The sequence below is a fragment of the Pseudarthrobacter xylosi genome (assembly GCF_055412765.1).
Genome location: NZ_JBVAYT010000002.1, coordinates 719,674 through 741,642 on the forward strand (window position 1 = coordinate 719,674; position 21,969 = coordinate 741,642).

The 21,969-nt window shown below is 64.8% G+C and carries 24 protein-coding genes and 1 pseudogene; 17 read left to right on the forward strand and 8 right to left on the reverse strand.

Going from position 1 to position 21,969, the window contains the following annotated elements; genetic code table 11:
- Window positions 1-8 precede the first annotated feature (8 nt).
- Window positions 9-1,574, forward strand: a complete 1,566-nt coding sequence (gene hflX / locus ACZY1F_RS07350) for a GTPase HflX (protein ID WP_463941088.1) — start codon at window positions 9-11, stop codon at window positions 1,572-1,574.
- On the forward strand, window positions 1,567-3,624 hold the full coding sequence (locus tag ACZY1F_RS07355; protein WP_463941089.1) for an ATP-dependent DNA helicase: 2,058 nt from the start codon (window positions 1,567-1,569) through the stop codon (window positions 3,622-3,624). The genes hflX and ACZY1F_RS07355 overlap by 8 nt, the downstream gene beginning before the upstream one ends.
- A gap of 12 nt (window positions 3,625-3,636) precedes the next feature.
- Here the strand turns inward: ACZY1F_RS07355 and lexA are convergent, their stop codons facing one another.
- Window positions 3,637-4,380 (reverse strand): transcriptional repressor LexA, encoded by a 744-nt coding sequence (lexA, locus tag ACZY1F_RS07360; protein WP_463941090.1) that lies wholly within the window; start codon window positions 4,378-4,380, stop codon window positions 3,637-3,639.
- Window positions 4,381-4,729: 349 nt separating this feature from the next.
- Here lexA and ACZY1F_RS07365 point away from each other — a divergent pair, with 349 nt between their 5' ends.
- The 8 genes from ACZY1F_RS07365 (at window position 4,730) to ACZY1F_RS07400 (ending at window position 11,034) form a co-directional block, all read left to right on the forward strand.
- Window positions 4,730-5,170, forward strand: a complete 441-nt coding sequence (locus ACZY1F_RS07365; RefSeq protein WP_463941091.1) for a LysM peptidoglycan-binding domain-containing protein — start codon at window positions 4,730-4,732, stop codon at window positions 5,168-5,170.
- Between the two features lie 78 nt (window positions 5,171-5,248).
- Window positions 5,249-6,367, forward strand: coding sequence for a histidinol-phosphate transaminase (locus tag ACZY1F_RS07370; protein ID WP_463941092.1), 1,119 nt, complete (start codon window positions 5,249-5,251; stop codon window positions 6,365-6,367).
- Window positions 6,368-6,448: 81 nt separating this feature from the next.
- Window positions 6,449-7,075, forward strand: coding sequence for an imidazoleglycerol-phosphate dehydratase HisB (gene hisB / locus ACZY1F_RS07375; protein ID WP_463941093.1), 627 nt, complete (start codon window positions 6,449-6,451; stop codon window positions 7,073-7,075).
- A complete protein-coding gene (hisH, locus tag ACZY1F_RS07380) occupies window positions 7,072-7,803 on the forward strand; it encodes an imidazole glycerol phosphate synthase subunit HisH (protein WP_463941094.1) in 732 nt (243 codons plus the stop codon). Before hisB ends, hisH begins: the two co-directional genes overlap by 4 nt.
- Window positions 7,804-7,962: a CG2302 family histidine operon protein gene (locus tag ACZY1F_RS07385; protein ID WP_248761743.1), complete on the forward strand. Its 159-nt coding sequence runs from the start codon at window positions 7,804-7,806 to the stop codon at window positions 7,960-7,962. It begins immediately after the preceding gene.
- 57 nt (window positions 7,963-8,019) lie between these two features.
- Window positions 8,020-8,766, forward strand: coding sequence for a bifunctional 1-(5-phosphoribosyl)-5-((5-phosphoribosylamino)methylideneamino)imidazole-4-carboxamide isomerase/phosphoribosylanthranilate isomerase PriA (gene priA, locus ACZY1F_RS07390; protein WP_058929461.1), 747 nt, complete (start codon window positions 8,020-8,022; stop codon window positions 8,764-8,766).
- Window positions 8,767-8,775: 9 nt separating this feature from the next.
- Window positions 8,776-9,672 (forward strand): SseB family protein, encoded by an 897-nt coding sequence (locus tag ACZY1F_RS07395; protein ID WP_463941095.1) that lies wholly within the window; start codon window positions 8,776-8,778, stop codon window positions 9,670-9,672.
- Window positions 9,673-9,729: 57 nt separating this feature from the next.
- On the forward strand, window positions 9,730-11,034 hold the full coding sequence (locus tag ACZY1F_RS07400) for an MFS transporter (protein ID WP_463941096.1): 1,305 nt from the start codon (window positions 9,730-9,732) through the stop codon (window positions 11,032-11,034).
- Between the two features lie 74 nt (window positions 11,035-11,108).
- Here the strand turns inward: ACZY1F_RS07400 and ACZY1F_RS07405 are convergent, their stop codons facing one another.
- Window positions 11,109-11,495 carry a DUF1844 domain-containing protein gene (locus ACZY1F_RS07405; RefSeq protein ID WP_056342948.1) on the reverse strand — a complete coding sequence of 129 codons (387 nt, stop codon included), beginning with the start codon at window positions 11,493-11,495 and terminating at the stop codon, window positions 11,109-11,111.
- Window positions 11,496-11,881: 386 nt separating this feature from the next.
- Here ACZY1F_RS07405 and infC point away from each other — a divergent pair.
- Window positions 11,882-12,283: pseudogene (gene infC, locus ACZY1F_RS07410) on the forward strand (translation initiation factor IF-3); the annotation flags it as partial.
- Here infC and ACZY1F_RS07415 read toward each other — a convergent pair.
- Window positions 12,247-12,891: a pentapeptide repeat-containing protein gene (locus ACZY1F_RS07415; RefSeq protein WP_463941151.1), complete on the reverse strand. Its 645-nt coding sequence runs from the start codon at window positions 12,889-12,891 to the stop codon at window positions 12,247-12,249. The pseudogene infC and the gene ACZY1F_RS07415 sit on opposite strands and share 37 nt — an antisense overlap.
- A gap of 129 nt (window positions 12,892-13,020) precedes the next feature.
- On the opposite strand from ACZY1F_RS07415, the gene rpmI reads away from it, so the two are divergent.
- The 3 genes from rpmI (at window position 13,021) to ACZY1F_RS07430 (ending at window position 14,733) form a co-directional block, all read left to right on the forward strand.
- Window positions 13,021-13,215 carry a 50S ribosomal protein L35 gene (gene rpmI / locus ACZY1F_RS07420; RefSeq protein WP_009358635.1) on the forward strand — a complete coding sequence of 65 codons (195 nt, stop codon included), beginning with the start codon at window positions 13,021-13,023 and terminating at the stop codon, window positions 13,213-13,215.
- A 119-nt stretch (window positions 13,216-13,334) separates the two neighbouring features.
- Window positions 13,335-13,790 carry a 50S ribosomal protein L20 gene (gene rplT, locus ACZY1F_RS07425; RefSeq protein WP_056342954.1) on the forward strand — a complete coding sequence of 152 codons (456 nt, stop codon included), beginning with the start codon at window positions 13,335-13,337 and terminating at the stop codon, window positions 13,788-13,790.
- A 49-nt stretch (window positions 13,791-13,839) separates the two neighbouring features.
- On the forward strand, window positions 13,840-14,733 hold the full coding sequence (locus ACZY1F_RS07430; protein ID WP_463941097.1) for a TrmH family RNA methyltransferase: 894 nt from the start codon (window positions 13,840-13,842) through the stop codon (window positions 14,731-14,733).
- 118 nt (window positions 14,734-14,851) lie between these two features.
- Here the strand turns inward: ACZY1F_RS07430 and ACZY1F_RS07435 are convergent, their stop codons facing one another.
- Entirely contained in the window at window positions 14,852-15,127 is a 276-nt protein-coding gene (locus ACZY1F_RS07435) for a GlsB/YeaQ/YmgE family stress response membrane protein (protein ID WP_463917502.1), read from the reverse strand.
- Window positions 15,128-15,330: 203 nt separating this feature from the next.
- Here ACZY1F_RS07435 and ACZY1F_RS07440 point away from each other — a divergent pair, with 203 nt between their 5' ends.
- On the forward strand, window positions 15,331-16,335 hold the full coding sequence (locus ACZY1F_RS07440; protein WP_463941098.1) for a cation diffusion facilitator family transporter: 1,005 nt from the start codon (window positions 15,331-15,333) through the stop codon (window positions 16,333-16,335).
- A 60-nt stretch (window positions 16,336-16,395) separates the two neighbouring features.
- Here ACZY1F_RS07440 and ACZY1F_RS07445 read toward each other — a convergent pair whose 3' ends face one another.
- Entirely contained in the window at window positions 16,396-17,604 is a 1,209-nt protein-coding gene (locus ACZY1F_RS07445; RefSeq protein ID WP_463941099.1) for an MFS transporter, read from the reverse strand.
- A gap of 129 nt (window positions 17,605-17,733) precedes the next feature.
- Here ACZY1F_RS07445 and ACZY1F_RS07450 point away from each other — a divergent pair, with 129 nt between their 5' ends.
- Window positions 17,734-18,123 carry a (deoxy)nucleoside triphosphate pyrophosphohydrolase gene (locus ACZY1F_RS07450; protein WP_463941100.1) on the forward strand — a complete coding sequence of 130 codons (390 nt, stop codon included), beginning with the start codon at window positions 17,734-17,736 and terminating at the stop codon, window positions 18,121-18,123.
- 153 nt (window positions 18,124-18,276) lie between these two features.
- On the opposite strand, the gene ACZY1F_RS07455 is transcribed toward ACZY1F_RS07450, so the two are convergent.
- From ACZY1F_RS07455 to ACZY1F_RS07465, 3 genes are all read right to left on the reverse strand, one after another.
- Complete coding sequence (locus ACZY1F_RS07455) at window positions 18,277-19,401, reverse strand: Rv2578c family radical SAM protein (RefSeq protein WP_463941101.1); 1,125 nt, start codon at window positions 19,399-19,401, stop codon at window positions 18,277-18,279.
- A 102-nt stretch (window positions 19,402-19,503) separates the two neighbouring features.
- On the reverse strand, window positions 19,504-20,160 hold the full coding sequence (locus ACZY1F_RS07460; RefSeq protein ID WP_463941102.1) for an SIMPL domain-containing protein: 657 nt from the start codon (window positions 20,158-20,160) through the stop codon (window positions 19,504-19,506).
- 2 nt (window positions 20,161-20,162) lie between these two features.
- Window positions 20,163-20,609 carry a hypothetical protein gene (locus tag ACZY1F_RS07465; RefSeq protein WP_463941152.1) on the reverse strand — a complete coding sequence of 149 codons (447 nt, stop codon included), beginning with the start codon at window positions 20,607-20,609 and terminating at the stop codon, window positions 20,163-20,165.
- 297 nt (window positions 20,610-20,906) lie between these two features.
- Here ACZY1F_RS07465 and pheS point away from each other — a divergent pair, with 297 nt between their 5' ends.
- Window positions 20,907-21,968, forward strand: coding sequence for a phenylalanine--tRNA ligase subunit alpha (gene pheS / locus ACZY1F_RS07470; RefSeq protein ID WP_463941103.1), 1,062 nt, complete (start codon window positions 20,907-20,909; stop codon window positions 21,966-21,968).
- The last annotated feature ends 1 nt before the right edge of the window (window position 21,969 follow it).

Genomic DNA, 21,969 nt, shown 5'->3' on the forward strand with positions numbered 1-21,969 from the left:
AGGAGACCATGACCAGCCAGCCCAACACCGGTTCCGATCCAGCAGCCCAGGACATGAGTCCCGAGGAGATCCAAGCTGTCATCGACCGGATTCTCGCCAAGGACGTACCGGCCAGGAATGTCACCGCCGCTGACGGTGACAAGGCCGTGTTCGGCAGGGCTCAGGCGATTTCCCGCTTGGACGACGAACACACCAGCTACGACGGCGACCAGCAGGACCGGGAGGAACGCCGGGCACTGCGGCGCGTGGCCGGGTTGTCCACCGAGCTCGAGGACGTCACCGAAGTCGAATACCGGCAGCTGCGGCTCGAACGTGTGGTCCTGGCCGGGCTATGGTCCGAAGGGACCTTGGCGGACGCGGAAAATTCCCTGCGTGAACTCGCCGCCCTTGCCGAAACAGCAGGCTCGGAAGTCCTGGACGGGATGGTGCAGCGCCGTGCCAAACCGGATCCGGGCACGTTCCTGGGTTCCGGAAAGGCCCTGGAGCTCAAGGAAATCGTGATGGCCACAGGGGCTGACACCGTTGTGGTGGACGCCGAGCTGGCACCGTCCCAGCGCCGAAGCCTTGAGGACATCGTCAAGGTCAAGGTCATTGACCGCACGGCCCTGATCCTGGATATCTTCGCCCAGCACGCGAAGAGCCGTGAGGGCAAGGCACAGGTGGAGCTGGCGCAGCTCGAATACCTCCTGCCGCGCCTGCGCGGCTGGGGTGACTCGATGTCCCGCCAGGCCGGTGGCCAGGTGGGCGGCGCCGGTGCCGGCATGGGTTCGCGCGGACCCGGTGAAACGAAAATCGAACTGGACCGTCGCCGGATCCGGACCCACATGGCCAAACTGCGGCGCGAGATTGCGGCGATGAAGCCGGCACGGGAAACCAAGCGGGCCAACCGCCGTCGTAATTCAGTGCCGTCCGTTGCGATTGCCGGGTACACGAACGCCGGGAAGTCATCGCTGCTGAACAGGCTGACCGACGCCGGTGTGCTGGTGGAGAACGCACTGTTCGCCACCCTGGATCCCACTGTGCGAAAGGCCGAGACCTCCGATGGCCTCGGGTACACGTTGGCAGACACCGTGGGTTTTGTGCGTTCGCTGCCCACGCAGTTGGTGGAGGCCTTCCGTTCCACGTTGGAGGAAGTGGCTGACGCGGATCTGATCCTGCACGTGGTGGACGTGTCCCATCCGGACCCGGAGGGCCAGATTGCTGCAGTCCGCAAGGTCTTCAGCGAAGTGGATGCCCGCAAGGTGCCGGAGATTATTGTCCTGAACAAGGCAGATGCCGCTGATCCGTTTGTGGTGGAGCGCCTTAAGCAGCGCGAGCCGCGCCACGTGGTGGTCTCGGCCCGTACAGGCCAAGGCATCGCCGAATTGCTGCAGGCCATCAGTGACGGGATTCCCCGGCCCGGCGTGAAGCTGGAGCTCCTTATTCCCTACGACCGCGGTGACCTGATCAGCAAACTGCACGAGACCGATGCCGAGATCCTGAGCCTGGATCACGGCGAGCACGGTACCCGCGCTTTGGTGATGGTGCGCGAGGGCCTTGCGGCTGAATTGGAATCCTTCATCAACCATGACTGAGGTTGTGGCGGGGGAAGTCAAAGGTACGGCCGGCGAGCAGTTCGTGATCGAACTGCTCGACCGCGCCGTGGCCGGCATGGGCGGTCAAAGCCGCAGCGGGCAGCACGAGATGGCCCGGCAGGTGGCGAGGGCCATCGAAACCGGCGACCACCTTCTGGTGCAGGCCGGGACGGGGACCGGAAAATCGCTGGCCTACCTGATTCCGCTCATTGCGCACTCGCTCGTGAGCAACAAGCCCACCCTGGTGTCCACAGCCACGCTTGCGCTGCAGACCCAGATTGTGGGGCGCGACCTTCCCCGGCTGCTGAAGACCATCACCCCCGCCCTGGACCGCCCGGTCAAGGTGGCCCTGGTCAAGGGCCGCTCCAACTATGTGTGCCAGCACAAGCTCGTAGGCGGGTTCCCTTCTGAGGAACCTGCCGAGGGCCAGCTGTTCTCCCTCGGCGAGGACACCAGTGTTCCGCATTTCGCCGCCGCCCTGGGCGGGCCCTCGTCCCAGCTGGGGAAGGAAGTGGTGCGCCTGCGCGAGTGGGCGGAAAAGACCACAACGGGTGACCGTGATGAACTGCTTCCCGGGGTAACGGACCGGGCCTGGCGGCAGGTTTCAGTGACGTCCATGGAATGCCTGGGGGCCCAAAAATGCCCCATGGCCGCCGAATGCTTCAGCGAACTGGCACGCCACGACGCCGCCGAGGCCGACGTTGTGGTCACCAACCATGCCATGCTCGCCGTCAGCGCCTTTGAAGGCCTCGCAGTGCTTCCCGAATACGACGTTGTGGTGGTGGACGAGGCCCACGAACTTCAGGACCGCGTCACCGGCGCGGTGTCGGGGCAACTTTCCGTGGCAATGGTCCACGCTGCGGCATCGGGCGCGCGGAAGCACACGGCCATTACCGTGGATGCCCTCAACGCGGCGGCCGCCAACTTGGAACTCGCCCTGGCCGGGGTGCCCAACGGGTTACTCCCCAATGGCCTCAACGACGAACAGCTGGACTGCGTGGACCAGCTGCGTGAAGCCTGCCGCGCTGCCCTGTCCGACTCCAAGGGGGACGGCAGCCAAACGGCCGACGGCGGGCGGCAGCTCGCGCGCTCACGCCTGATGCTGATCCTGGAACTCTGTGAACGGCTTATCGTGGCACGGGAAAACCGTGAAGTGGTGTGGTTTTCCCGTGCGAGTTCCTTCGATCCGCAACAGGGCTATGCACAGCCCGATGAGTCTGCGCCCGCACTGGTGAACATCGCGCCGCTTAGCGTTGCCGGAAAGCTCCGGGAAGGGCTTTTCGCGGGCCACACCGTGGTGCTGACGTCGGCCACGCTTGCCGTCGGCTCGGCCTTTGAACCTGCGGCCGGCGGCTTGGGTCTGGTGGGGGAGGGGGCGCCAAGCTGGACCGGGATCGACGTCGGATCGCCCTTTGACTATCCCAAGCAGGGGATCCTCTACGTCGCAGGGCACCTCCCCAAGCCGGGCCGCGGGGCGTCGCCGGAGGCACTCGATGAACTCGAAGCGCTGATCCGGGCGTCCGGTGGCGGCGCCCTGTGTCTCTTTTCATCGCGCCGTGCCGCCGAGGAGGCCGCGGAGGCAATGCGTCCCCGGCTCGGCCTCAGCATTCTTTGCCAAGGCGACTCCACCATGACTGCCCTCGTAAAGCAGTTCGCGGACGAGCCCGATACCTGCCTCTTCGGAACCATGTCCCTCTGGCAGGGTGTTGATGTTCCAGGCGGATCATGCCGGCTCGTGGTGATCGACCGCATTCCATTCCCGCGGCCGGATGATCCGCTGATGACCGCACGGTCCCGCGCAGTTGCACAGGCCGGTGGAAACGGCTTTATGGCGGTATCGGCGACCCACGCGGCCATCCGCCTGGCGCAGGGCGCGGGCCGGCTGATCCGTTCCACCGGAGACAAAGGCGTGGTGGCCGTGCTTGATTCCCGGCTTGCCACCGAGCGCTACGCCGGATTCCTCCGCGCCGCGCTGCCGCCGTTTTGGCCAACTACGGACCGCAAGACAGCGTTTGCTGCCCTGGAAAGGCTTGCCGGGAAGAGCGCCTGACGAAGCGCGGTACTACAAAGACCGCAGGACTGAGACGACTTTGCCCATAATCGTGGCGTGATCGCCCAGAATGGGCTCGTATTGCGTGTTCTGCGGCAGCAGCCACGTGTGGCCATCGCGCTGGCGGAAGGTCTTGACGGTGGCTTCATCGTCCAGCAGGGCCGCGACGATATCGCCGTTGGCGGCGTCGGCCTGGCGGCGGACCACTACCCAGTCGCCGTCGCAGATGGCCGCGTCCACCATGGAGTCGCCGGCCACGCGCAGCATAAAAAGCTCACCCTGGCCCACGAGCTGCCGTGGCAGGGGCATCACGTCTTCCACCACCTGATCAGCAAGGATGGGCCCGCCGGCCGCGATCCGGCCCACCAACGGCACCATGGCGGTGTCCATGGCAGAGGGAAGCTCGGTGACCGTTCCGCCGATGCTGTGCAGGACTGAGGGCTTCGTTGCCCCGTTGGATTTGGCCGACCCGCCGTCAAGCGTCAACGGCATCAGGACCTCCATGGCGCGCGGACGCTTCGGGTCCCGGCGCAGGTATCCCAGCTTCTCCAGCTGCGACAACTGGTGGGTCACGCTGGACAAGCTCGCCAGGCCCACGGTGTCGCCGATTTCACGCATCGACGGCGGATAGCCGTTGTCATTCACCGAGCGCTGGATGGTTTCAAGGATCTTCTTCTGGCGGGCGGTGAGCCCCTTGGGGGTCCGTTGGGGCTGACGGCGCGGTGTCGCCTTGCCCTCGGCGGCTGGTGCTGCCATGTTCGCCAATGCCTTTCGGTTGCCCGGATCCGCTCCGGCCGCTGGTGCCTGGAACGCCCCGGGGCTGGTGTCGGAGTTGATTGTCAGACCCTGCTGATCAACTACAGAGGTGGTTGTTCTTTGATCCAAACGTAGGCCAGCCATAAGGCTTTTTCAAACATTTGTTCTAGCGAGTCTCGACAATATTCGTTGATAAGTGCTAAAACTGAAGAAGCAAAGTTCGAACATGTGTTCTACTCGTTGCTTGCGGATTCGAATATTCGAATTCATGGACGGCCCAGGCCGGCACCGGCAAGTGGACGCGGAGGGCGCGCCGGGCAGCACAGTATGGTCCAGGAGGGCTCATTTCATGTCAGCTATATCTGCTTCGCAGGACTCGCGTCCGCAGCTCGTTTCCGTGCAGGACCTCACCTCGCGGCAGTGGTCCGCGCCCGGGCCAACGTCGGGTTCGGCGCCCAGGCAGCACAGGGAATCCCTGCCGCCGCTGCGTCTGACCCGCCGGGGCCGGATTGTCCTCATCGGCATCCCGCTGGTGATCCTTGCCGCAATCCTGCTTTCGCTGGCAGGTTTCCTCAACGCCCCAGCCAAGGCTGCCGACTCTGCCGCAGACCTGTCGTTGACGCCAACAGTCTCGTTCACCGTGCAGGCAGGACAGTCCCTTTGGGCCATCGCCGGTACCGTTGCGCCCGAGCGTGATCCCCGGGATGTCATCGCAGATATTGCTCAGTTGAACAACCTTTCCGCCGGCGGCGTGGTCCCCGGACAGCAGCTCTTCGTCCCTACCAAATAGGGAGAATTCAGGCCCAGACACGTGCCGCCGCAGCCCGTCACATTTTCCGGCCGTCTGGTTCGGACCTAAACTGTTCAGGTGAATGACCAGCTAGAGCGTCTGAACAGTCTCCCCCTCCGGACCAACCTCCGCGGGCTGACCCCGTACGGTGCCCCGCAACTGGATGTGCCCATCCTGCTGAACGTCAACGAAAACACCCATGGGGTCCCGGCAGACGTCCGGGCCGCGATCAGTGCCGCGGTGACGGAAGCGGCGGCAGGTCTCAACCGCTACCCGGACCGTGAGTTCACAGAACTCCGCGAAGCGCTGGCCGAATACCTCGGCCACGGCCTTGACGCCACCAACATTTGGGCAGCCAACGGATCCAACGAGGTCCTCCAGCAGATTCTCCAGGCTTTCGGCGGACCCGGGCGCACGGCTCTGGGATTCCCGCCCACGTATTCCATGTACCCGCTCCTTGCCAGCGGCACGGACACCGGGTACATCACCGGACAGCGCGCCAATGACTACGGGCTCAGTGCCGAATCGGCTGCCTTGCAGGTCAAAGAGTTTCAGCCCAACATCGTTTTCCTGTGCTCACCGAACAACCCCACCGGCACCGGCCTGGGCCTGGATGTTGTCGAGGCCGTGTACGCGGCTGGCGAGGCCAGCCAGACAATCGTGATCGTTGACGAGGCCTATCACGAGTTCGCCCACGACGGGACGCCCAGCGCACTGACGTTGCTGCCCGGCCGGGAACGACTCATCGTGTCCCGCACCATGAGCAAGGCGTTCGCCCTCGCGGGCGCCCGTCTGGGCTACCTGGCCGCCGCTCCTGAAGTCACGGACGCACTTCGCCTGGTCCGGCTGCCGTACCACCTTTCGGCCATCACCCAGGCGACAGGCCTCGCCGCCCTCCAGCACCGCACGGCACTGATGGCCGACGTCGAGGACATCAAGGAGCAGCGCGACCGCATTGTGTCCGAGCTGACCCGCATGGGCCTCAAGCCTGCCGCCTCCGATTCGAACTATGTCTTCTTCGGCGGCCTCGACAGCCCGCATGACGTTTGGCAGCAGTTGCTGGACGAGGGCGTGCTGATCCGTGACGTCGGCATCCCCGGCCACCTGCGTGTCACGGCAGGAACTGAGACGGAGACCACAGCGTTCCTGACGGCGCTGGAACGCATCCTGGCCAGCCAAGCCAAGCTGCCCGCCTAAACTTGAAGTATCGGCGCCGCCGCGCGCCGTCACATCTCCTTCGCTTACGCATCACTGACTTCGCCTAAAGGACGTATGACCATGAGTTCCACCGGATCGAACGCTGCCGCGCCCCGGACCGCACGCATGGAGCGTGCCACCAGTGAATCGTCAGTGCTCGTGGAGATCAACCTCGACGGCACGGGAGTATCGGACATCGACACATCCGTCCCGTTTTACGACCACATGCTGACGGCGCTGTGCAAGCACTCGCTCATTGACATGACGGTCAAGGCCACCGGTGACACCCACATTGACGTCCACCACACCGTGGAGGACGTCGCCATCACGTTCGGCGAGGTGCTGCGAACCGCCCTGGGCAACAAGGCCGGGATCCGCAGGTTCGGTGAGGCCACCGTGCCCCTCGACGAAGCCCTGGCGCACGCCGTCGTCGATGTCTCCGGCCGCCCCTACCTGGTGCACGGCGGCGAGCCTGCCGGTCAGGAGTACCACCTCATCGGCGGCCACTTCACGGGGTCATTGACCCGCCACGTCTTTGAGGCCATCACGCTTCATGCCGGCATCTGCCTCCACATGAACGTCGTAGCAGGCCGGGACCCGCACCACATCGTGGAAGCGCAGTTCAAGGCCTTCGCCCGCGCCCTGCGTGCTGCAGTTGAACCCGATCCCCGCGTGGAGGGAATCCCCTCCACCAAGGGTGCCCTGTGAGCGGCCAAATCCTCCGGGACGGAGCCGTCATAGATCCGGCCGCCGGTATGAAGCCTGCATCGCCCGAAGGCAAGCCCACGGTCACTGTCCTGGATTACGGTTCCGGAAACGTCCGGTCGGCCGTGCGCGCCCTGGAACGGGCAGGGGCCGAGGTTATCCTCAGCTCCAAGCCTGAGGACGTGCTTAACGCCGACGGCCTGGTAGTACCGGGCGTCGGCGCGTTCGAAACTGTTATGCGCGAACTCAAGGCCGTGGACGGCATCCGGCTGATCGGCAGGCGCGTGGCCGGAGGCAGGCCTGTGCTGGCAATCTGCGTCGGCCTGCAGGTCCTGTTCGAGGCCGGGGTTGAGCACGGGACAGAGGCTGAAGGCATGGGGGAGTGGCCGGGCAAGGTGGAACTCCTTCCCGCCGAGGTGGTGCCACACATGGGCTGGAACACAGTGGACGTTCCGGAAGGATCCAAACTCTTCGCCGGCGTCGCGGATCAGCGCTTCTACTTCGTTCACTCCTATGGCGTCCAGGAGTGGAACTTCGACGTGATCCAGCCGCGGATGACCGCACCGCTGGTGACCTGGTCAGAGCACGGCGCCCGATTTATCGCCGCAGTGGAGAACGGACCGCTCTGCGCTACCCAGTTCCACCCCGAAAAATCCGGCGACGCCGGTGCCCGGCTGCTGCGCAACTGGGTAGACGGCCTTCGCAAGCCAGCTGCCACGGACGCCGCCTAGATGTGGTCGATTGTCCTGATGGGCCTGGCCGGCATCCTGGTGGGCGGCGCACTGTCGTTCAGGCAGCAGCACAAACCGCTGTGGACCCAGGTGGGCTTCTACATCCTGGCCGGCATGGCGCTGCTGGCCGCCTACCTGCTGACGCTTCCTGGAACCTAGCCCACGCATTCACAAGTTCCGCTTCCACGAGCAACCCAACACCCAAGAGGATTTGAGATGACCACCGCAACCGATCTGCCGGTTCTTGAACTGCTGCCCGCCGTCGACGTCGTAAACGGACAGGCCGTGCGGCTGGTCCAAGGGGAGGCCGGTAGTGAGACGAGCTACGGCACGCCCCTGGAGGCGGCCCTCAACTGGCAGGAGCAGGGCGCCGAATGGGTGCACCTGGTGGACCTTGACGCCGCGTTCGGCCGAGGCTCGAATGCCGAACTGCTCCGCGAGGTCGTGGGCCGGCTGGACATCAAAGTTGAGCTCTCCGGCGGACTCCGGGACGACGAATCCCTCGAGGCGGCGCTGGCCCTCGGCGTGGCCCGCGTCAATCTCGGCACGGCGGCGCTGGAGAACCCCGAGTGGACCCGCAGTGCCATCGACCGCTTTGGTGACAGGATTGCCGTCGGCCTCGACGTCCGCGGAACCACGCTGGCAGGCCGCGGCTGGACCAAAGAAGGCGGCGACCTCTGGGAAGTCCTGGGCCGGCTCGAAGAAGCCGGGTGCTCCCGGTATGTTGTCACTGACGTCACGAAGGACGGCACGCTGCAGGGCCCCAACGTAGAACTTCTGCGCCAGATGGTGGAGAAAACCGGCAAGCCGGTGGTCGCCTCCGGCGGAATCTCCAGCCTGGATGACCTGAAAGTGCTGCGCTCCCTGGTGCCGCTGGGCGTGGAAGGCGCGATCGTGGGCAAGGCGCTGTATGCGGGTGCCTTCACGCTCCCCGAAGCCCTCGACGTCGCCGGACGCCGCTAGGCAGGTTCCGTGGACAGCACGCACAGCGCCGGTCCGGCTGCGGAATCCCCAGCACCGCGCCATCTGCCCGGGCACATTGCCGCGGCACTGGCGGGCGCGGGTGGCCGTACTGACTCGGCCGGCCGGCCGTGGGAAGGCCGGAGCCTTGCCGGGGACGACGGTAAAATCCACAACTTCGAGGACGATGACGGAACGGCCGACGCCGGCTACCTCGCCGCCGTCGCAGCCCTGGTTGAAGGAGCCGGTGACGAAGCGGCTGTGGTGGCCTCGCTGGCCAGCGCCCGCGTGTTTATCCCGATCATCGCGCAGGTTGGCGAGGAAGCGGCAGGCGTCGATGGCCTGACGGCGGACAAGCAGGCGAACATGGCGTTGGTCACTCTGAAAGCTGCCGACGGACGGACGGCAATGCCGGCCTTCACCTCGGCGGATGCCTTATCCGCCTGGCACCCCGAAGCCCGGCCGGTGGCAGTGTACGCCGCCCGGGCTGCCCTCTCGGCCGTGGCCGAGGGAGCCGAGCTGCTGGTCCTCGATCCGGGCTCGGAGGTAACGTTTGTTGTCCGGCGGCCCGCCGTCTGGGCACTGGCCAAGCAACAGGACTGGATCCCTTCCTACAATGATGCCGCGTTGGCAGCCGAGATGGCTGAGGCAACGGCCGCATTCCCCGCGGTACGCCGGCTTGCCGTCCTCCCGGGTTCCGGCATCGCGACCGTCTCCCGTACCGGTGTCAGGCTCCCCGGTGGCGGTGCCGGACCGGAACTGCAAGTGCTTCTCCACCTTGAGGATGGCCTGGACGCCCCGGCAGTCCAGGACTTGGTGTCCGGTCTCCAACAGGCATGGTCCCGGAATGTATTGTTTGGAGAGCGTGTTGACTCGATCGAAATCAAGTTGCGGCGCGCAGCACATTAGCTGACGGTTGGCGCGGGAGATCCCCGGCTGCCGTGGGCAGACCCTAAGGATTTTTCCGTGAACTTCGCTCTGTACCGGGAGCTGCTGGCCGTCCAGCCCATCCGGCGCTTGCTGCTGGTCGGCATGATTGCCCGCATTCCCCACTCGGCAGCCGGCATGCTGCTGACCCTGCACATCGTCCTCACCCTGGACCAGGGCTATGCAGCTGCCGGTGCCGCGGCGGCCGTTATGACCATCGGCATCGCAGTTGGCGCACCATGGCGCGGCCGGCGCGTTGACACTGTAGGCCTGCGCCGCGCGCTTATTCCATCGGTGGTGTCCGAGGCGGTCATCTGGTCCGTGGTGCCGCACGTGTCCTACCAGTGGCTGCTTCCGCTGGTGTTTGTCGGCGGCCTCCTCACGTTGCCCATCTTCAGCGTTGTGCGACAGTCACTGGGCGTCCTCGCGGACGGCGACCAGCGGCGGACCGCCTTTGCGTTGGACTCGATTGCCACGGAGATGGTGTTCATGATCGGGCCCGCCGCCGGAGCCGTTGTGGCCACCAGTGGCTTCACCATTCTGGGACTCACAGTGGTGGGTGTTTCCACGTCACTGGCCGGATTGTTCCTCATGTGGTTTAACCCGCCCACGCGAAGTGCCACGCAGACTGAAGAAGGCGGGGCGGACCAACGCCATGCCGCGGAAGTGGCTGTGGTTTCCGCCGCACCGGCCCATCTCCAGGAAGCGGCCGCAGACCTCGTCCCGGCCGCGGCAGAACGCGTCGGAAGCGGGCCGGCGGGGCTGCGCGGCAAGGTGGCCCACAACTTCGGCTGGTTCACGGCCACTGTCGCGGCCGTCTTCGCCGTGGCTGCTGGAACCGGCATGGTGCTCAGCGGCACCGACGTTGGCATTGTTGCCGCCCTGGAAACCGGCGGCCACCAGGCCGAAATCGGCATTGTGTTCCTCTTTTGGTGCGCCGCATCGGTGGTTGGCGGGCTGTTGTACGGGGCCATGCACCGTCAGGTTTCGCCGATCCTGCTGCTGTTGGGCATGGCGGCCCTGACCATCCCGATGGGCTTCGCCCAAGACACCTGGACGCTGGCTATTGTCTCGATCCTTCCGGGCCTTTTGTGCGCCCCCGTCCTGTCTGCCGCCTCCGAACAGGTGGCAGACCTGGTGGCGGAGGACCGCCGCGGCGAAGCAATGGGCTGGTACGGCTCTGCGCTGACTGCCGGCGTTGCGCTCGGGGCACCACTTGCCGGAATTTTCATCGACGGGATGGGTCCGTCCGGCGGGTTTGTCTCCGTGGGCGTGGCAGGTGTTCTGCTCTGCGTCGTGGGACTCCTGCTTCAGGCCTTCCGGCGCCGCCGCGCCGCTGCCTGAACGACGACGGCGGCTGGAGGTCCGTGTGGACCGTCAGCCGCCGTCGTCGTACTTTGTGAAGTTGCTGTTTGGGTCTAGTTGACGGCGCCCGTGTACTTCTCGCCCGGGCCCTTGCCCGGAGCATCCGGGATGATGGACTCCTCGCGGAATGCGAGCTGCAGGGAACGCAGGCCATCGCGCAACGGGCCGGCGTGCTGGGATCCGATTTCGGGAGCCGCTGACGTCACCAGTCCGGCAAGGGCGGTGATGAGCTTGCGGGCCTCGTCCAGATCCTTGAGTTCCTCCGCGTTGTCCTCGGCGGCGAGGCCCAGCTTGACCGCGGCGGCGCTCATCAGGTGCACTGCGGCCGTGGTGATGACCTCGATGGCCGGCACCTCCGAGATATCGCGGATTTGCTGGGTCACGTCAGCCTTGGCGGCAGGGGCCTCGAAAACGTGTGAATTGCTGTCTGGGGTGCTCATACTGGTAAGCTTGTCACAGACCGACTGGATGTCGTTATTCGCTGTGGAAGGTCCCACCAATGCCTAGCAGCGTTTGGCGGGATTTGTTCTGTAGAATGACATGCAGTTTGCAAGCGGAGATCTCTCCCACCCGCGTCAGCCGTTTTCCCGTTGGAAGTCATTCCTGAGGAAGCAAGGTTGCCGGGTACCGGTCGGACAGTTCTTTCAGGCGTCAAGCCTGGGGAAGTGCGCACAGCCTCTACTGAGGACCGTGTATCCGATCATCGAGGCCTTCGATTGCTCCGGCAATTGGGGGCCTTCTCTATTTGCCGGTGGAATACCACATCAATCACAGGAGTTTTAACATTAGCGAGCCAAGAATCAATGAGCGTATCCGCGTCCCCGAGGTGCGGTTGGTCGGTCCTGCAGGTGAACAGGTAGGAATCGTCCGTATTGACGATGCCTTGCGGTTGGCTGCGGAATCCGATCTTGATCTCGTTGAAGTTGCACCGCAGGCCAAGCCTCCGGTGTGCAAGCTGATGGACTTCGGCAAGTACAAGTACGAGGCCGCCGTCAAGGCACGTGAAGCACGGAAGAACCAGACGAACACTGTTCTGAAGGAAATCCGTTTCCGCCTCAAGATTGACACCCACGACTACGAGACCAAGCGCGGCCATGCACTGCGCTTCCTCGGTGCCGGTGACAAGGTCAAGGCCATGATCCAGTTCCGCGGTCGTGAGCAGCAGCGTCCGGAAATGGGCATCCGACTGCTTCAGCGCTTCGCTGACGATGTCGCCGAAGTGGGCGTCGTTGAGTCCAGTCCCCGTATCGATGGCCGCAACATGGTCATGGTTGTGGGCCCGCTGAAGAACAAGGCCGAAGCCAAGGCTGAGGCACGCCGCGCATCGCAGCGTGCAGATGCAAAGGCGCAGAACGAAGCCAAGGCTTCGGGCGGTGGCCGCATCGACGTCTCCGGCGACGACCAGGCACCGCTGACGCAGTCGCTGGCTGACCTTCTTCCGGAAGGTTTCGCCATCACGACAGAGCCGCAAACCGAAGCTCCGGCGGAGGTTGAAGCGCCTGTTGAAGCAGCTCCGGAAGCCGAAGCCCCTGTCAAGGAAGCTCCGGTGAAGGAGACTCCTGCTAAGGAAACCGCCCCGAAGGCAGCGCCCGTCAAGGAAGCAGCCGTCCAGGAGGCGCCCAAGCAGGCAGCCCCGAAGACCGCTGCTCCCAAGCGTGAGGCCCCCAAGGCGGCTCCGGCGCCGGTCAAGACTCCTGCCGCCGTCAAGCCCGCTGAAGCAGCTGCTCCGGCAGCTCCGCGGCCCCCGGTGCCTATGCCCAAGCCGATCGCCCGGCCGGCAGCTCCGAAGCCTGCTGCAAGGCCTGCCCCCAAGGCAGCTCCGAAGCCGGCTGCCAAGAAGACTACCTAGTTCACAGCTGCGGGAGGTTATCCTCCTGCAGTACGCAACCAGCATGCCGCCTGCAGGGGTGGCTGCTCGAAAGAACTGCAGACAATGTCTGTGGACACGTAAGGAGATCGGTTCCCATGCCGAAGATGAAGACCCACAGTGGTGCTAAGAAGCGCTTCAAGCTGACCGGCAGCGGCAAGCTGCGCCGCCAGCAGGCCAACCGCCGCCACTACCTTGAGCACAAGTCCTCCAGGCTGACCCGTCGCCTCGCCGGCGACAAGATCGTCTTCAAGGGTGACGCCAAGGTCATCCGGAAGATGCTCGGCATCTAAGTTCCAAGTTCTCTGACTGATGCCACCTGGCAGCAGTCAACTACCAAAAAGGCTTCTCAGGCCAGCCGGTTGTTCCGGCAGTAGATGCTTGGGATCAGAATTTTCTAAGGAGTACGCACGTGGCACGTGTGAAGAGGGCGGTCAACGCCCACAAGAAGCGCCGGGTTATCCTTGAACGCGCAAAGGGCTACCGCGGACAGCGTTCACGCCTGTACCGCAAGGCCAAAGAGCAGCTGCTGCACTCGTTTGTGTACAGCTACGGCGACCGCAAGAAGAAGAAGGGCGACTTCCGCCGCCTGTGGATCCAGCGCATCAATGCTGCATCCCGCGCCAACGGCCTGACCTACAACCGTCTGATCCAGGGCCTGAAGGCCGCTGAGGTCGAGGTTGACCGCCGTATGCTTGCCGAGCTGGCCGTTTCTGATGCCAACGCATTCGCCGCGCTGGTGAAGATCGCCAAGGATTCCCTGCCTGCCGACACGTCCGCTCCGGCCGTTGAAGCCGCAGCCCCCAAGGCTGCCAAGGCACCGAAGGCCAAGGCTGCAAAGCCTGCCGCTGACGTGGCTGCCAAGTAGCACCCACGCCAGTTCGAGGACTGGTGGCTGAAGCCACTAAGGTTCTTATATGAACGAAACCGGGCGCCCGCAAGACTTTCCACTCTCCAATCCCCGAGCTGATCGGGTGAGGAAGGTGGCACAACTTGCCGGGCGCCCGGCCCGTTTAAAGCGCAGCGAGTTCCTGGCAGAGGGTCCGCAGGCTGTCCGCGAGGCCCTGACGCTGCACCAGAAAAGGGTTGCCGCGGGGGAGCCCGGCGTCGTCTACGAGGTCTACGCGAGCGAGGCATGCCTGGACCGGCACCCGGACCTGGAGGCACTCGCGGAGGGCATCGACGCATACCTCACTACCGATGAAGTGCTGGCCGCGATGGCGGACACCGTTACCCCGCAAGGCATTCTCGCCGTCTGCGGTTTCCTGGACGTGAGTCTTGAGCAGGTCCTCGACGCCGGGCCGCGGCTGCTCGCAGTACTGTGTCAGGTCCGGGACCCCGGCAACGCCGGCACCGTGCTCCGGGCAGCTGACGCGGCCGGGGCGGACGCCGTCATCCTGACTGCATCCAGCGTTGACATCTATAACCCCAAGGCGGTCCGATCCACCGCCGGTTCCCTGTTCCATCTGCCCGTGGTCCTGGGCGCCGATCTTGCGGAAGTAGCGGCGGCCTGCCGAGCGCGGGGGATTGGGTTGCTGGCCGCCGACGGCGCCGGTGACGTCAACCTGGACACGCTTCAGGACGAAAACGCCGCCCGCCGGATCGCAGGACCCGGCGTCGAATCGCTGTTCGCCCTGGAGGGTCCTACAGCTTGGCTGTTCGGAAACGAAGCCCAGGGGCTCTCGGAAGATGAACTGTCCCTGGCCGACCACCGGGTGGCCGTGCCCGTTTACGGCGACGCGGAAAGCCTGAACCTCGGCACGGCGGCTACGGTGTGCCTCTATGCGAGTGCCAGGTCCCAGAAGGCATGACGGACCTCCCGAGCTGGCTCATCCGGACGTCTGACTTACCCGGACATAAGACTTAAAAGGCAGGGCCCCGGAAGTTCTCCGGGGCCCTTGCTGTATGAATCAGATGAGGTAGGGGTAATCAGGGTGCCCGTGTGCTCTTGCTGCGTCCCGTGATGGCGCCGTACACGCCGGCAACCACCAGGCCGCCTACAATAGCCAGGATCCAGGTACCCAGATCAAAGAAGGCAAGGTCACCCTTGCCGAACAGGAGGCTGCCAATCCAGCCGCCTACAATTGCGCCGACCACGCCGAGCACGAGGCTCGTCACCCAGCCGCCGCCGACCCTGCCGGGCATTACCGCTTTGACGATGGCCCCTACGATGAGGCCGAGAATAATCCAAGCAAGAAAACCCATGTCTCCTCCTTCATATTCGTCGGGATTAAACGTCCCGATTAGTGTTCAAGCTAACATACGGTTCCCCCAATGTCAGCAGGCTTAGTGCATGTCAGAGGTGCGTGTTTTATGGCCGTAAAGGTACGGTGTTCGTGGGCGGCGCCGACTGCGGCGCCGCGAATATCCCTGCTTGTTCCTGAACCCTGTGAAGAGGAGAAGCCTCCGTGGCTGCTAATGGCGGTACCAAGGCGATTGTGGCGGCCCTAGCCGCAAACCTGACCATCGCTGTCCTGAAATTCGTGGCCTTTTTTCTGACGGCTTCCTCGTCGATGTTGGCCGAAGCCATCCACTCGGTTGCCGACTCCGGCAATCAACTGCTGCTCCTGATCGGCGGCAAGCGCGCCAGGAAGGCAGCCAGCGCGGAGCACCCGTTCGGCTATGGCCGGGAACGCTACATTTACGCCTTTATCGTCTCGATCGTGCTCTTCAGTGTGGGCGGGCTCTTTGCTCTTTTCGAAGCGTGGGAGAAGCTGCAGCACCCGCACGCCATCGAAGGAGACTTCTGGTGGGTTCCCCTGGCTGTGCTGATCGGCGCCATCGCGGCTGAGTCGTACTCGTTCCGGACGGCCATCATGGAGTCCAACCACGTCCGTGGCAAGCAAGGCTGGGTAAGTTTTGTGCGGACAGCCAAACAACCGGAACTGCCGGTCATCCTGCTGGAGGACCTCGGGGCCCTTCTCGGCCTGGTGTTTGCACTCGTCGGTGTGAGCGTGACCCTTGTCACCGCCAACGGGATCTGGGACGCCGCAGGCACCGGCATGATCGGCCTGCTGCTCGTGGCCATCGCGGTGGTCCTGGCTATCGAAACCAAATCCCTGCTGCTGGGCGAGTCTGCCACCCGGGATGACGTTGCCCGCATCAGCGAGGCCATCGAGGCCGGGGGGCACAACCGCATCATCCACCTCAAAACCCTTCACCTCGGACCGGAGGAGTTGCTGGTGGCCGCCAAAATCTCCGTGGGTGCCGCCGAAACCGGCCGGGAGATCGCCGCGGCGATTGACGGGGCCGAGTCCCGTATCCGCATGGCCGTTCCGATGGCCCGGGTGATCTACCTCGAACCGGATCTGCACCGCGAAGACGGTCGCACGGACGAGATTTCAGGTGCAGGAGAGGTTTCAAGCGCGGGCCACGTTTCCGCTGAGGCCGGTGTTCAGGACCCGCAGGCCTGACTGTGCTTACCCGGCGCACCGGATGCATCGGTGAAGCCGCTGACCGCCCGTTCCCCAGGATCAGGCGGACAGCGGCTTCTTGCGTTCCAGGAGGCCGCTGGCCACGGCGATGCCAAAGCCCAGGACAGCCAACACGGCCCCCACGAGCGCAGGCGCCACGAAGCCCCAGCCCCAGGCGATCACTACGCCGCCCAGGAAGGCGCCTAAGGCATTGGCAACGTTGAGTGCGGCGTGGTTGAGCGAAGAGGCGAGGGAGGGGGCGTCCGGCGAGGCATCCAGCAACCGGGTCTGCAGGGCCGGGATCAGCATGGAGCCCGACGCCCCCACCACAAAGACCATCACGAGGGCTGACCAGGGCCAGTGCACAGCCACCGCATAAACCACCAGGGCGACAGCGATACCGGGCAGGACCCAGTACAGTGTGCCCATCACCGACTTGTCGGCGAGCCTGCCGCCCACGACGGTTCCCGCGACCATGCCCAGTCCGTAGAGAGCGACCACAATGGGCAGCAGCGACGCCGGAATCCCGGCTACCAGGGTCATGGTGTGCGCAATGTAGGTGTAGGTTGCGAAGAAGCCGCCAAAGCCCACGATGCCGATCAGGATGGCCAGCCACACCTGAAGCCGCTTGAGCGCACCGAGTTCGCGTCGGATGCTCGCGTCAGGATGAGGTGCCTGGTAGGGAACATAGCGCCACAGCAGGACCAGGGTCAGTAAACCAATACCTCCCACGAGGAGGAACAGGAGCCGCCAGCCGAAGGTCTGGCCAACCCAGGTGGCTGCCGGCACGCCGATAACGTTCGAAACGGACAGGCCCGCCATCACCATGGAAATTGCCCAGCCGCGGCGGGTGGGGGAAACCAGGGAAGCGGCGATTACGGCCGCGACTCCGAAGAATGCGCCGTGCGGCAACCCGGCCGCAAACCGGGAAACCAGCATGCTGCCGTAATCGGGAGCAAGATAGGACGTCAGGTTGGCCAGCGTGAAGAACAGCATGAGGCCGAGCGCGAGGTATTTGCGCGGCAGTTTGGCCCCGACTGCTGCGAGCAGCGGCGCGCCCACCACCACTCCGAGGGCGTAAGCGGAGATGAGGTGCCCCGCCTCCGGGGTGCTGATGCTGAGTCCTTGTTCCACCTCTTTGAGCAGGCCCATCATGGTGAACTCCGTGACACCGATTCCGACGCCGCCCATGGCCAGTGCGAAGATCGCGGCGCCAACGTGCGGAGTCTTCGCTTTGGACGCGGTGGATGTATGGATGACGCTGCTCATGTGCCTGCTTTTCAAAGGGATGCTGGGGGAATGCCCGCAAACCATTCTCCCTCATAGACTGGTGCGGTGAGTGGACAGATACAGGTAGTTGGCGGAGCAATAGTGGACTCGTTGGCAAACCCTGTGCGCATGCTGGTGGCCAGGCGGACTGCTCCCGAGCAGTTCGCGGGGCTCTGGGAGTTCCCCGGCGGCAAGGTGGAGGCGGGGGAGCAATGCGAGGCTGCGCTGCACCGGGAACTCAGGGAGGAACTGGGTGTAGAGGTTCGCCTGGGGCCGGAAATTCCCGCCGGGATGGCGGCTGGCTGGCGGCTGAACGAGCGGGCCAGTATGCGGGTGTGGTTGGCGGAGATTTCCAGCGGTGATCCCCAGCCGCTCGAAGACCACGACCAGCTAAAATGGATCAGCACCACGAACCGTGATGAAGCTCTCAGCCTTCCGTGGATCCCGGCCGACTTCCCGATTGTCCGGGCACTCCTTGAATCTTTGGGCACGCCCGTTGCTTCGACTGCTCCGCGCTGAGTTTTGGGGCGGCCCAACGTCCGGCAAAAACCTGGTCAGCGTGGCAAGGTCTACCTGCCGCCGATGGCCCTGTACTCGAACGACAGGACATGAAGGATTTCCTGCAGGAGAAGTACGTGGGCCTGGTTATTCCGGCCAGCTAGGAAACTGCCACTAAAACAGGGTGGGCTGCTGACGCGGCCCGGCGGCGGCCGGTTGGGATTCCCCAGCCGGGCGTTCCTGTGCGCCGGGGACGGACGGGATACTCCCGGCCGGATACTGGGCTTCCTCGCCGCGGGGATCGTCCTCGAGGTCGCGGTGGCTGAAACCGTGGCCGCTGGTGAAGCCGTGCCGCTGCTTGAAGTAGCGGACTTTCGCGGCGAGCCACGTGCGGTATTCCTTGGAGGCATAGGAGCCTGTGCCGTAGAGCCTCCGGTAGCGGCCGGCCAGTTCCGGGTGGTTCCTGGCAATCCACTCCATAAACCATTCCCGGGTACCCGGCTTCAGGTAAAGGGCGCCGGCCGTCACCCCGGTGGCTCCTGCGGCGGCCAGGGAGCCGAAGAGGGCATCGAGTGCTTCGTCGCTGTCGGACAGCCAGGGCAGGATGGGCATCGCCATCACACCGCACGGGAGCCCGGCATCGCGCAAGCGGGAGACCAGCTTCAGCCGGGCACGCGGTCCTGGCGTGCCCGGTTCCACGGCTTCCGAGAGTGCCTCGTCCGTCATGGCCAGGGAAATGCCAACTCCTACCGGCACCTGGGCGGCAGCGCGCTTCAGGAGCGGAATGTCCCGGGCCAGCAACGTCCCCTTGGTGAGGATGGATAACGGCGTTCCTGAGTCAGCCAGCGCCGTGATGATTCCCGGCATCAGCTGGTAGCGGCCCTCGGCCCGCTGGTAGGGGTCCGTGTTGGTGCCAAGCGCCACCTGGTGGCGCCCCCAGGACGGCTTAGCCAACTCCTTCCGGAGGACCTCGGCGGCATTGACCTTCACCACCACCTGGCTGTCAAAATCCAGCCCGGCGTCAAAATCCAGGTACGTGTGGCTCTTGCGCGCAAAACAGTAAACACAGGCATGGCTGCAGCCGCGGTACGGGTTCACGGTCCACTCAAACGGCATCCGCGACCCGGCCACCACCTTGTTGAGCACCGATTTGGCGGTGACCTCATGAAAGGTGATGCCGGCGAATTCGGGGGTGGTGACCGAACGGACCAACCCGGCAAGGGGGAGCAGGGCAGGTGACGGGCCACTTCCGAGGTCATCGGCGGGCCGGGGCATCAGTGCTTGTGCATCCCATCTCATGTCCTCTATTCGAAGATATGTTCGAACTTAAGTCAAGGACCGGACACTTGGGAAGTCCGCGCGCCGGGCTCGGTACGGGCTCGGTGCGGGCTGCGGAAACCGTCAGGCCTGCAGTTCCCAGACCACGGTGACGCTGGTGCTAATGGTGGCGTGGCCCGCTTCCACGCTGATGGCTTCGCTGGCGGCGGCGCGCTGGATCCGGGCCACCGGAACAGGCCCGGCTGCATCGGAGTGTTCGGCAATTGAGGTCACCGCGCCGAGCCGCGCGGACGCCAGGGATGCAAACTGTTCAGCCCTGTCAACGGCATCCTGCCAGGCAGCTTCCCGGGCAAGGGAGGCGACGGCTGACTCATCCGCGAAGCCAAGGTCCAGTCCGTTCAGGCGTACGTCATCGCCGCCGGCATCAACCGCGGCGGCAATAACACCGGACACTGCGCTCAGCTGCCGCAGGCGCACGGTGAGCACGCTGGAGGCCACATAGCCGGTCACCTGCTGGCCGCCGCCGTCGCGCCAGACGAACTCCGGCCGGACGTTCAGACCGGAGGTCCGAATGTCCGCGTCGGCCACGCCGTGCTGGCGGAGCGCGCCGGATACAGCCGCGGACGCTGTTCCCGCGTCCGCATAGGCAGCGACTACGGTGTCACGCCGGCACTCGACGCCCACGGAAATGGTCAGCAGGTCAGGTGGCGCCTCGGCCGTCCCCGTTCCGGTCACGGTGAGGGTCCTGTTGTTGGTCCTGGTGTTGGGTTCGTCCGTCATTGTCAGCCCTCGATTCCGCCGGCCCCAGTTGGCGCCGGCCTTGTTGTCCTGATGTCAACGTAGCCGCCGGCCGCCAGGCCGGCCTGCCGTTCGAAGAAATTCTCCGACGCCGGATTGCCGGTCCGGAGCAGCGACCAGCCTGCAGCCAGGAAATACAGCGGAAGGAAGGGCAGGCCCAGGCAGTAGGCGTACTGGCTGCAGTGCTTTTCCTCATGACCCAAGAGCGCCGGATTGGCGTTCAGATCCTCAGTCCTGATCCTGCAGATAACTACGTTGCCCAGCGTGAAGGCCCCGGCATACGGAATACGCCACCGGTAGCCGGACGCTATGACCAGTCCACGGGGGCCTTGGCTGACGGCTGTCCCCGCCGCTGCGGCAACGGCCAGGCCCAGCAGGGTGGTGCCGTTGGCCAGGTTGGCAAGCTGCCGTACCCGCTGCCCTGCCGTCACCTGCCCCGCCGCGAACGGCCCGGCCCTCAACGGCCCGGCCCCCAACTGCCCTGCCGTCAACAGCTGCGCTGCTGCCCGGCCCTGCCCTTGTGTCATGAGGCCATGGTAGCCGGAGCCTTCACTTAGACTGGAGGATAGTGGCCGCCGGTTTTGACCGGTGTGCCCTGACCTGGTCATCGAGTGCATACATCAAGCATGGATTCACGGAATGACCTGCCAGTGACGGATGCGCTGCCGGGAAACCGCGCGCGGCTGCACCCCTCACCGGCAGCCCCTACTCGTAGCTAAGAACAGTAGATGACTGAAACTTTGCCGGGCGCCGCCATCCCGAACCCTACGGATGAAGCCGCCATCACTGCCGCTGTAGACCAGGCCATCGCCGCCATTGCCGGCGCAGGCTCCCTTGACGAGCTCAAGGCGGTGAGGTTGGCGCACACTGGTGAGAAGTCACCGCTCAGCCTGGCCAACCGGGAGATCGGCGGACTGCCGAAAGACCAGAAAGCCGTAGCCGGCAAGCTCATGGGTTCCTCCCGGGGCCGGGTCAACAAGGCGCTCGCGGACCGCACCGCCGAGCTGGAAGCCGAGAACGACGCCCGGATCCTGCTGGAAGAGACAGTGGACGTCACAGCCGCGCCCCGCCGTCGTCGGGCAGGAGCGCGGCACCCGCTCTCCACGCTGCAGGACCGCGTGGCGGACATCTTTGTTGGCATGGGCTGGGAAATCGCCGAAGGCCCCGAGGTGGAATCCGAGTGGTTCAACTTCGACGCCCTGAACTTCAAGCCGGACCACCCCGCACGCGAAATGCAGGACACGTTCTTCGTGGAGCCGCCCGAGGCCCACCTGGTGATGCGTACGCACACGTCCCCGGTGCAGGTCCGTTCCATGCTGGAACGCGAAGTACCCATCTACGTGCTGTGCCCCGGCAAGGTGTTCCGCACCGATGAGCTCGATGCCACCCACACCCCGGTGTTCCACCAGTTCGAGGGCCTGGCCATCGACAAGAACCTGAGCATGGCCGACCTCCTGGGCACGCTGGAGCACTTCACCCGGCAGATGTTCGGGGAAGAGGCGTCGGTCCGGCTGCGTCCGAATTACTTCCCCTTCACCGAGCCGTCCGCGGAACTGGACATCTGGCACCCGGGCGCCAAGGGCGGCCCGCGGTGGATCGAATGGGGTGGCTGCGGCATGGTCAACCCCAATGTCCTCCGTGCCGCCGGCATCGACCCGGACATCTATTCAGGTTTTGCCTTCGGCATGGGTATCGAGCGCGCGCTGATGTTCCGCAACGAAGTGGGCGACATGCGCGACATGATCGAAGGCGACGTACGTTTCAGCGAGCACTTCGGGATGGAGATCTAAC